At 76.7% G+C, this 9,671-nt stretch carries 9 protein-coding genes; 2 read left to right on the forward strand and 7 right to left on the reverse strand.

Features of this window, described 5'->3' with window-relative positions; all coding sequences use genetic code 11:
* From WCS02_RS13390 to WCS02_RS13400, 3 genes are all read right to left on the reverse strand, one after another.
* Positions 1 to 777, reverse strand: a 777-nt coding sequence (locus tag WCS02_RS13390; RefSeq protein WP_340294045.1) for an aldo/keto reductase, incomplete at its 3' end; no start/stop codon positions are given.
* A complete protein-coding gene (gene crtI, locus WCS02_RS13395) occupies positions 762 to 2,333 on the reverse strand; it encodes a phytoene desaturase family protein (protein ID WP_340294047.1) in 1,572 nt (523 codons plus the stop codon). The genes WCS02_RS13390 and crtI, both read right to left, overlap by 16 nt.
* Before the next feature lie 182 nt (positions 2,334 to 2,515).
* Positions 2,516 to 3,652, reverse strand: coding sequence for a polyprenyl synthetase family protein (locus tag WCS02_RS13400; RefSeq protein ID WP_340294049.1), 1,137 nt, complete (start codon positions 3,650 to 3,652; stop codon positions 2,516 to 2,518).
* Positions 3,653 to 3,726: 74 nt separating this feature from the next.
* Here WCS02_RS13400 and metF point away from each other — a divergent pair, with 74 nt between their 5' ends.
* The gene (gene metF, locus WCS02_RS13405) at positions 3,727 to 4,662 is read left to right on the forward strand and encodes a methylenetetrahydrofolate reductase [NAD(P)H] (protein WP_340294051.1); all 936 of its coding nucleotides are present in this window, start codon (positions 3,727 to 3,729) and stop codon (positions 4,660 to 4,662) included.
* A 48-nt stretch (positions 4,663 to 4,710) separates the two neighbouring features.
* Here the strand turns inward: metF and WCS02_RS13410 are convergent, their stop codons facing one another.
* The 4 genes from WCS02_RS13410 to WCS02_RS13425 are packed head-to-tail and all read right to left on the reverse strand — an operon-like array spanning position 4,711 to position 8,823.
* Positions 4,711 to 6,294 carry a phytoene desaturase family protein gene (locus tag WCS02_RS13410; RefSeq protein WP_340294053.1) on the reverse strand — a complete coding sequence of 528 codons (1,584 nt, stop codon included), beginning with the start codon at positions 6,292 to 6,294 and terminating at the stop codon, positions 4,711 to 4,713.
* The gene (locus tag WCS02_RS13415) at positions 6,291 to 7,403 is read right to left on the reverse strand and encodes a glycosyltransferase family 2 protein (RefSeq protein WP_340294055.1); all 1,113 of its coding nucleotides are present in this window, start codon (positions 7,401 to 7,403) and stop codon (positions 6,291 to 6,293) included. Before WCS02_RS13415 ends, WCS02_RS13410 begins: the two co-directional genes overlap by 4 nt.
* Positions 7,400 to 8,260 carry a carotenoid biosynthesis protein gene (locus WCS02_RS13420; RefSeq protein ID WP_340294057.1) on the reverse strand — a complete coding sequence of 287 codons (861 nt, stop codon included), beginning with the start codon at positions 8,258 to 8,260 and terminating at the stop codon, positions 7,400 to 7,402. The genes WCS02_RS13415 and WCS02_RS13420 overlap by 4 nt, the downstream gene beginning before the upstream one ends.
* 20 nt (positions 8,261 to 8,280) lie before the next feature.
* Positions 8,281 to 8,823: a YbaK/EbsC family protein gene (locus WCS02_RS13425; protein WP_376984114.1), complete on the reverse strand. Its 543-nt coding sequence runs from the start codon at positions 8,821 to 8,823 to the stop codon at positions 8,281 to 8,283.
* A 218-nt stretch (positions 8,824 to 9,041) separates the two neighbouring features.
* Here WCS02_RS13425 and WCS02_RS13430 point away from each other — a divergent pair, with 218 nt between their 5' ends.
* Positions 9,042 to 9,389, forward strand: a complete 348-nt coding sequence (locus WCS02_RS13430) for a DUF6504 family protein (RefSeq protein ID WP_340294059.1) — start codon at positions 9,042 to 9,044, stop codon at positions 9,387 to 9,389.
* The last annotated feature ends 282 nt before the right edge of the window (positions 9,390 to 9,671 follow it).

Raw genomic sequence — 9,671 nt, forward strand, 5'->3', positions numbered from 1 at the left:
GAGGGAGGCCGCGAGGTCGGCCGCGCGCCGGGCGCCGGGGGAGCCGTCGGCGCCGCCGGGCGCGAGCCGGCCGTTGGCGACCGCCTCCTTGACGAGCACCCGTGCGCCCGCGGTCGCGACCTCGGCCAGCGCGGGGCCGGCGGAGGTCTCCAGGACGTTCCACGTCGACTGGAACGAGGTGACGAGCGGCTCGCCGTCCACGACGAGGGCCGCCGCGCGCCGGACCACCGCCGCCTGGTCCGGGCCGGACGTCGACACGCCGACGGCGATGCCGCGCTCGCGCAGCCCGGCCATGGCGCGGTGCAGCGCGGTGTCGTCGAGGACGCCGGTCTCCAGGGTGGCGCTGTGGACGTGGTAGACCGCGAGCCGGTCGCCCAGCAGCGCCAGGGACTCCTCGCGCTGGGCCAGGAACGCCTCCAGCGAGTGGTCCTTGACCTCGTGGGCGGGGGCGTCCGTCCGCCAGCCGCCGACGTAGCGGTAGCCCCACTTGGACCCCACCGTGACGTCGACGCCCGGCCGCGCGGCCAGCCAGGAGGCGAGGAACTCCTCGGCCCGGCCGTAGGAGCGGGCGGCGTCGACGTAGCGGACGCCGACCTCCACCGCCGCGTCGAGCACCGCCCAGGTCTGCTCCCTCAGCCGGTCCACCGAGCGGTGCCCGCCGAGGTCGCGGTCCCGCCCCGCCGTGATGTAGGCGGGACGGGCCACGGCCGCCAGGCCGATGCCCAGGCGCGCCGCCCCGGTCGGGCCGTCCGCCCCGGTGCTCAGATGCTTCGCCACGCCCGCGAGCGGTAGGCCTTGTCCTTGCCCAGGACGCGCTCCGCGGCCAGCCGGCCCGAGACCAGGACCATGGGCACCCCGACGCCGGGCTGCGTGCCCGAGCCGGTGAACACGACGTTCTCGCCCCACAGGTTGCCGGGGCGGAACGGGCCGGTCTGGGAGAACGTGTGGGCGCTGGCGAACGGGGCGCCGGCCTGCATGCCGCGCTGCTCCCACTCCAGCGGCGTCGTCACGTCCTCGACCTCGATGGCGTCGCCGAAGCCCTCGTAGCCGCGCGACTCCAGCTGGGAGATGACGTGCTCGCGGTAGCGGGGCGCGGACTCCGCCCAGTCGATGCCGGCGGTCATGTTCGGGGTCGGGAACAGGACGTAGTAGATCTCCTTGCCGGCCGGCGCCAGCGAGGGGTCCGACGCGGTGGGCCGCGAGACGAGGATGCTCGGGTCGCTCATCAGCCGGCCGTGGGTGAGGTCGTCGAAGACGCCCTTCCACTGCTCGCCGAAGTGGATGTTGTGGTGCGCGGTGAAGTCGTAGCTGCGGTTCGAGCCGGCGAGCATGAGGTAGCAGCTGGGGGAGTACGTCAGCTGCTTGGAGCGCCAGTGCGACTTGCCGAGCAGGTCGCGGTGGGCCACGGGCAGGTCGGGGTTGAGGACGAACGTGTCGCCCGCGATGCGCTCCCCGGTGCTCGTGATGACCGCGGTGGCCCGGCCGCCGGTGTGCTCGACCTTGGTCACCGTCGTGCCGTAGCGGATGTCGACGCCGTGCTTCTCGGCGGCGGCCGCCATGGCCTGCGGGATGGCGTTCATCCCGCCCTTGGCGGCGAACACCCCCGCCACGGAGTCCATGTAGGCGATGACCGCGTAGATGGCCAGGGCGTCGTAGGGGCTGACGCCGGCGTAGAGCGCCTGGAAGGAGTACACGCGCTGGGTGCGGGGGTCCTTGAGGAACTGCTCGACCTTGGGGGCCAGCTTGCCGAAGCCGCCGATCGCCGCGAGCCGGGCGAGGTTGGGCGTCAGCAGGTCCAGCGGGGTGTCGATGTTGCGGTCGATGAAGTCCCGCATCTCGTACCGGTAGAGCTTGGCGACGAAGTCGACGTAGCGGCGGTAGCCGGCAGCCTCGTCCGGGCCGATGACCCGGCCGATCTCCTCGCACATCGCCTCGGTGTCGGCGTGGACGTCGAGGTGGCTGCCGTCGGCGTAGAACGCGCGGTACAGCGGCGACACCGGCTCCAGGTCCAGCCAGTCGTGCATGTCCTCGCCGAGCGCGTCGAAGCAGTCGGCGATGAGGTCCGGCATCGTGAGGACGGTCGGGCCGTTGTCGAAGCGGTACTGCCCGCTGCCGTCCGGCGCGTCCTTGACCACGAGGCCGGCCCGCCCGCCCGCGATGTCCTCCCGCTCGAGCAGCGTGACCTTGCGGCCGGCCCCGGCGATCCGCATCGCGGCGGACAGGCCGGCGAGCCCGGCCCCGACGACGACGACGTGGTCGGTGGGGCCGTGCACGGTGCGGACCCGGCCGGGCAGCCAGCCGGCGAGCCGGGCGGGGGTGAGGACGGCGCTCATGAGGGTGCTCCGGTCGGTAGGAGTTCCGTGGTCGGTGCTGGTCGCCGGTGCGCGGACCGGTCGTCGTGCTGGTGCCGCGCGGGCGGCGCCGGTGGATGCGGGGCCCGGTGTGGGCTGGGTCTCACCGCTGGTGCTGCTGGTGCTGGTGCCGCTGGAGCGGTGCTGCCGGTGGCACGCGGCGGCTACGTGCTGCGGGCCGTCGCGGCGACGACGAGCCCCTCCAGGACGGTGCGGGCGTCGTCGGCTACGTCGGCGCGGGCCAGGGCCGCGGTGGCCGCCTCGACGTCGCGGGCGATGAGCGCCTCGACCCGGTCGGCCGCGCCGGTGTCGAGGAGGATCTCGCGCAGCGTGGCGACGCCCTCGGTGCCCAGGCCGGGGTCGCCGAGGAGCCGGCGCACCTGCGAGGCCTGCGCGGGCGTGGCGCGCTCCATGGCCAGGGCGACGAGCACGGTGCGCTTGCCCTCGCGCAGGTCGTCCCCGGCGGGCTTCCCGGTCTCCGACGGGTCGCCGAAGACGCCGAGCAGGTCGTCGCGCAGCTGGAACGCCTCGCCGAGCGGCAGGCCGTAGCCGGAGTAGGCGGCGAGCAGGGAGTCCGGCGCCCCGGCCAGGGTCCCGCCGAGCAGCAGCGGGTGCTCGATCGTATATTTGGCGCTCTTGTAGCGGATGACGGTGCGGGCGGACTCGACCGGGTCGTCGTCGGTGGTGCCCATCGTCGCCTGCTCGAGCATGTCGAGGTACTGCCCGGCCATGAGCTCGGTCCGCATCCGGTCGAAGACCACGCGGCCGCGGGTCACCGCCTCCGCGGGCAGCCCGCACGAGGCGAGGACCTCGTCCGACCAGGACAGGCACAGGTCGCCCGCCAGGACGGCGCCTGCCATGCCGTAGCGCTCGGTGTCGCCGTGCCACCCGGAGCCGCGGTGCAGCTGGGCGAAGCGGCGGTGGACGGCGGGCCGGCCGCGGCGGGTGTCGGAGTCGTCCATGACGTCGTCGTGGATGAGCGCGGCGGCCTGGAAGAGCTCGAGGCTGGTGACGGCCACGACGACCTCGTCGCAGTCGGCCCCGCCCGCGCCCCGCCAGCCCCAGTACGCGAACGCCGGCCGCAGCCGCTTGCCGCCGGCGAGCAGGTCGACGACGTACTCCACGAGCGGGGCGGCGTGGGGGCTGACGGCCTCCACGGTGGCGACCTGGCGGGCCAGGACGTCGTCGAGGGTCTTCTGGACCCGGGTGCGCAGCCCCTCGGTGTCGAGCACCGTGCGGGCGGCGAGCGCCCCGAGCGCGACCGGCGCGGTCGGCGGGCCGGCGGGCGCAGGGCTGTCCATGGCCCCCAATGTAGGTTCGCGCCGCCGGGCGGGCACCCCCGGCCCGTCCGTGCCCGCCCGCCTACGCTGGGTCCGTGCCCGAGGCCTCCGTCATGCCCCAGCGGCACCGCACCGTGCCGGAGGCCCTCGACGCCGCCCGCGCGGAGGGCCGCCCCGCGCTGTCGTTCGAGTTCTTCCCCCCGCGCGACGAGGCGGGGGAGCGGGTGCTGTGGCAGGCGGTGCGCCGCGTGGAGACCGTGCGGCCGGACTTCGTCTCGGTGACCTACGGCGCCGGCGGCGGGACCCAGGACCGGACCGTGCGCGCCACCCAGCGCATCGCCCGTGAGAGCTCGCTCGCCCCGGTCGCGCACCTGACCTGCGTCGGCCGGACCACCGCCCAGCTGCGGCAGGTGATCGGCGCCTACGCCGACTCCGGCGTGCGCAGCGTCCTCGCGCTGCGGGGCGACCCGCCGGGCGGGCCCGGCACGCCGTGGGAGCGGACACCGGGCGGGCTGGACCGCGCCATCGAGCTCGTCGAGCTCGTGGCCGGCCTCGGGACCTTCGCGGTCGGCGTCGCCGCCTTCCCCGACGGGCACCCCGAGTCCACCTCGGGCGCGCACGACGCCCGCGTGCTCGCCCTCAAGGCCCGCGCCGGCGCCCGGTTCGCCATCACGCAGTTCTTCTTCGACCCCGACGCCTACGTGCGCATGGTCGACGCCGTCGCCGCGCAGGGCGTCGACCTGCCGGTGCTGCCGGGGATCATGCCCGTGACGAACCTGCGCCAGGTCGAGCGCTTCGCCCAGCTGTCCGGGACGCCGCTGCCCGCGGACCTCGTCGCCCGCCTCGAGGCCGTCCGCGACGACCCGGCCGCGGTCCGCCGGGTCGGCATCGAGGCCGCCACGCTGCTGTGCGAGCGGCTGCTGGCCGCGGGGGCGCCCGGCCTGCACTTCTACACGCTCAACTCCTCGACGGCCACGCTCGAGGTGTGCGCGGACCTGGGGCTCGCGGGGGCCCGGACGACCGTCGGCTGAGGCCGGCGGCTGCGCTCCGGGGGCGGCGCGCCTCGTCCGTGCGTGCCCTCAGGTGTCCGGGGCGTCCCCGTCGGGGACGTCGGCCGTGCCGGGCGCCCCGGCCCGGGCGGGACCGACCAGGTCGGCGACGATGGCCGCGCTCATCCCCACCAGCGGGATGCCGCCGCCGGGGTGCGACGAGCCGCCGACGAGGAACAGGCCCTCGACGTTGCTCGCGTTCGCCGGGCGCAGGAACGCCGAGCGGGCGCCGTTGGACGAGCTGCCGTAGATCGAGCCGCCGACGCTGCGGGTCTCGTACTCCAGGTCCGCCGGCGTGGACACCACGCGCCACAGCACCCGGTCGCGGACGTCGAGGCCGCGCTCGGCCATGACCTCCAGCACGCGGTCGGCGTAGGCCTCGGCCAGCCCCTCGGTGTGCCAGTCCACCCCGCGCGACGGCTCGCCCGGGCGGTGGCGCGGCGCGTTGACGAGGACGAACCAGGCCTCGGTGCCGTCGTCGGGGCGCAGCGCCGGGTCGTCGGGCGCGCTGACGTAGACGGTCGGGTCCGGGGCGGGCCGGGTGCGCCCGCGGTGCCGGCCGGTCCCGAACACCGAGTCGAACTCGTCGTCGTAGTCGTCGGGGAACAGCACGGTGTGGTGCTGCAGGCCAGGGGTGCGCCCGCGCAGCGCGAGCAGCAGGACGAAGCCGGACAGCGACGGGTCGGCCTTGCGCAGCCGGCGGCGGCCGAGCTCGCCCGGCGGACCCGCGAGCAGCTCGTGGTAGGTGTGCGCGGCGTCGGCGTTGGACACCACGACGTCGGCGTCGACCCGGCTGCCGTCCCGCAGCCGGACACCCTGGGTGCGCCAGCCGACCGGGCCGGGCACGTCCTTGACGATGATCTCCGCGACGTCCGCGCCGGTCCGGATGTCCGCGCCGAGCTGCTCGGCGCGCCGGGCCACGGCCTCGACCAGCACGCGCAGGCCGCCCTCGACGTACCAGGCGCCGTAGGTCTGCTCCACGTACGGCACCGTCGCCAGGGCGGCCGGGGCCCGCCGCGGGTCGGAGCCGGTGTAGGTCGCGTAGCGGTCGAGCAGCACCCGCAGCCGGGCGTCCTTGAGGTAGCGGCGGCCCAGCTGGCGCAGGCTGAGCCACGGGGCGATGGTCGCCAGGTCGCCGACCCGCCGGGACTCCTTCAGCAGCCCGCGCGCGCCGTCCAGGGGCGAGGACAGGAACGGCCCGCGGGTCGCCTCCCAGATCTCGCCGGCGCGCTCCATGAACGCCGTCCACTGCGCGCCTGTGCCCTCGCCCAGGGCGGCGTCCATCGCGGCCGCGACCGCGGGGCCGCCGCCGTCGGGCACGTCGAGCACGGTGCCGTCGGCGAATCGGTAGCGGAACGCCGGGTCCACCGGCCGCAGCGGGACCTCCTCGCGCAGCGGCGCCCCGGTGTCCGCGAAGAGCTCCTCGTAGACCGAGGGGATGGTGAGCAGGGACGGCCCGGTGTCGAAGCCGTAGCCGTCGCGCGCGTAGCGGCCGAGCTTGCCGCCGACCCGCGCGGACTGCTCGAGCACCGTCACCCGGTGACCGGCGTGCGCCAGCCTGACGGCGGCGGCCAGCCCCCCGAGCCCTGCCCCGACCACGACGACCCTGCTCATGCGACCTCCCGCCCCTTCCAGCGCAGCGTGCCCCGGTACCGTCCCACGAACGAGGTCACCGTCAGCGACGCCGCGAGCAGCACCGACACGGGGTGGGCCAGCGCGTCCGGCAGCGACCGGGCCCCGGTGGCCTCGGCGGTGAGGTAGCGCCCCAGCACGCCCGCGCCCAGGCCGACCGCACCGACCGCGGAGCCGCGCAGCGCCGCCGCGGCGGGCCACACGTAGGCCAGGCCGAGCACCGCCATGGCCGCGGCCGCGCCGGCGGGGGAGCCGAAGGCCGCCCACAGCGACTTGGCGTAGCCGTCGCGCACCTCCGGCCACGAGGTGTACATCCGGCACGAGGCGACCTGGGAGCCGTCGCACGGGACGCCCCGCCCGCCGCTGCGCTTGACCGCCCGCAGCAGGGCGATGTCCTCCAGCACCTCGCCGGCCACCGCAGCGTGGCCGCCCGCCCGGGCGTAGGCGCCGGCGTCGACGGCGAGCAGCTGACCGTTGGCGGCGGCGAGGCTGGGCCGGGGGGAGCGCTCGGCCGCGACGAGGGGGAGCGTGGTGAGCCACGACCACTGCAGCAGGGGCTGGACCAGGCGCTCGGCCGCGGTGACCGCGACCTGCCGGGGGTACGGCGAGACCAGGTCGAGGCCGCTGCCGCGCAGCAGTGCCACCGTGGCCGCGACCGCGTGCGGCGCCAGCACCACGTCGGCGTCGACGAACAGCAGGACCGAGCCGGTCGCGGCCCGGGCGAGCTGGTGGCAGGCGTACGGCTTGCCCAGCCAGCCGGGCGGCCGCTCCCGGCCGGTGATCAGGCGCACCCGGGGGTCGCGGGCCGACGCCTCGCGGACCAGGCGGGCCGTGGCGTCGGTGCTGCCGTCGTCGCAGACGAGCACCTCGAGGTCGTCGCAGCCGACCTGCTCGGCCAGGCAGTCCAGCAGCGCGGGCAGCGCGGCCTCCTCGTCGCGGGCCGGGACGAGGACGCTGACCCGCTCGCGCACCGGCGGCGGCTCCGCCGGGGGGCGCCGCAGCCGGGTGGTGTTCCAGGCGGTGTGGGCGGTGAGGGCGACGGCCAGCCCGGTGCCGGCCCGGGTGAGGCGGTCGGCGGTCCTGCTGCTCACGCGCTCGTCGAGGTGCGGGAGAGCCGGCCGTGCTCGCGCGGGGACGCCAGGGACCGGCGCAGCAGGACCAGGTACGGCCCGACGAGCAGGCCCATCCCCACCAGGCCGTAGGCAGCGACGGCGGGCTTGCCGAAGAAGGCGAGGTTGGCCAGGCCGGAGCCGAGCCAGGTCCACGCCAGCAGCAGCGCCGGCACGGCCTCGTCCACCTCGGTGCGCGGCACGACGGCGTCGAGCAGGGCGACCATGAGCACCGCGACGAGCGCCCAGCCGGCGTAGTTGGTGAGCGGGATGCCCGGGACGCCCGGCAGGCCCGGCTCGGGCGAGGCGAACACCCAGTGCCCCGCGGCGGTCATCTGCGGGTCCAGGTACAGGTCCCACGAGGCGAGCCCCAGCCCTCCGAGCACGGCCACCAGCGCGGCGCGGGCCCCACGGCCCCGGGCCCGGTCCCCGGTCGGGGGGACCAGCGCGGCCGCGAGCCGCCGGCCGAGCAGGAGCATCGGCCAGGCCATCATCGTCCAGGCGAGCGGGATGACGACGGGGACGTCGAGCAGCGACCAGCCCAGGGTGCCGGTGTAGGTGTACGGGCCGAACGGGACTCCGGTCGCGGTCCCCACGGCCTCGGCCACGAGCCCCGCCCCGCCCGCGACGAGCAGCACGAGCAGGGCCGTCCGCACGCCGGCGGTGACGGTGGCGTGGACCAGGCTGGCCAGGCAGAACAGGACCACGGTGGCGATGGTCGCGGCCACCAGCGGGCGGCCGTCGAGCAGCGGGTAGCTCACCTGGACCAGGACCGTGAGACCGGCGAGCACCAGCGCCAGCCGGTCCCCGCGTGCCGGTCGTCCACCCCGTGCTGGCATCCCCGGAGTCTAGGCGGCGCTCAGCGGGCAGGTCCTGCCGCCACCACGGCGCTCGTGCCGCCGGTGAGCCGGACGAGCTCGTCGTGGCTGGTCGGGAACACCGTGCGCGGGTGCCCGGCCGCGGCCCACACCTGCTCGTGCCCGGCGAGGTCGGCGTCCACCAGCGTGGGCAGCGGGCGCGGGTGGCCCACGGGCGCGACCCCGCCGATGGCGTACCCGGTGGCCGCGCGGACGTCGTCCGGGGTGGCCCGGCCGACCGCCGCGACCCCGAGCACGCCGGCCACGAGCGCGGTGTCGACGCGGTGGGCCCCGGAGGCGAGGACGAGGACGGGGAAGGGCCCGCCGCCGCCGTGCGGGGTGGCCAGGAACACCAGCGAGCTGGCGATCTGGGCCGGTCCGACCCCGAGCGAGGCGGCGGCCTCGGCGGCGGTGCGGGCGTGCTCGTCGAGGACGACGACCCGGTCGGGCACCCCGGCGGCGGCCAGCGCCGCCCGGACGCGGGTCACGCCGGGGTGGTCGGCGAGGTCGCCCCGGGAGGGGGACGGGGAGGGCTGCTCGGTCACGCCGGGAGCGTAGGGCGGGGGGTGGACAGACGGTCCGCGCGTCGTCGGCGGGGCCGTCCGGGGGGCCGGGGAGGGGCCGTCCGGGAGGGTCCGGGAAGTGGATCTCCTGTCGCGCCGGGCGACTCGCCGGGGCGGTGGACGCGGGTCCGGGTCCGACCTAGTCTTCGAACACGCGTTCGAACGGACAGGCGTTCGAGCACCGGCACGGGGAGGCCATCGTGCGTCGCTACGACGAACCAGTCCAGGTCAGGCTCGCCGAGGGTCCCGACGGTACCCACGGGGGCGGCGGCCCGGTGCCGGACGCCTTCCTCTGGCGCAACCGGCTGTACGTCGTCCGCGAGGTGCTGGCGTCGTGGCTGGAGCGCGAGGCGTGGTGGGAGCAGCCCTCCTCGCCCGCCGTCCCCGAGCGGACGGTGTGGCGCGTCGAGGCAGGGGCGGGGCGGGCGCTCGGCACCGGGGTCTACGACCTCGCGCAGGCGGTCCCGGCCGCCGTCCCGGCGATGTCCGGCGGTCCCGCCGGGCCCGCCGACCAGGGGCAGTGGTGGTTGCTGTGCCACCTCGACTGATGGAGGCGCCCCGCCCGGGTGCCCCGGCCGGCGTGCCCACGGCGGCCCGGGTCGACCTCGCGGTGGACCCCCGCCCTCACCCTCGAGCAGAGGTCGAGGGTGGGGGGACTCGTGACGGTGACGCCGCCGGGGTGGACTCCGCGGGGGTCGCCGCCGCCGAGGTGAACGCCGCGGTGGTGGCGCTGCTCGAGCGCTCCCGGGAGGGGCTGCGCGCGGCGGCGTCGGACCTCGACGCCCGGGCGCGGTGGGCCGGGGCGCACCTGGCGGCGCTGCGGGCGGCCA

The organism is Aquipuribacter hungaricus, from assembly GCF_037860755.1.
Classification (GTDB): Bacteria; Actinomycetota; Actinomycetes; order Actinomycetales; family JBBAYJ01; genus Aquipuribacter; species Aquipuribacter hungaricus.

Excerpts from the sequence above, each read along its gene's own strand:
- crtI (WP_340294047.1), bottom strand. The coding sequence starts at position 2,333 with ATGAGCGCCGTCCTCACCCCCGCCCGGCTCGCCGGCTGGCTGCCCGGC.
- WCS02_RS13400 (WP_340294049.1), bottom strand. The coding sequence starts at position 3,652 with ATGGACAGCCCTGCGCCCGCCGGCCCGCCGACCGCGCCGGTCGCGCTC.
- WCS02_RS13410 (WP_340294053.1), bottom strand. The coding sequence starts at position 6,294 with ATGAGCAGGGTCGTCGTGGTCGGGGCAGGGCTCGGGGGGCTGGCCGCC.
- WCS02_RS13420 (WP_340294057.1), bottom strand. The coding sequence starts at position 8,260 with ATGCCAGCACGGGGTGGACGACCGGCACGCGGGGACCGGCTGGCGCTG.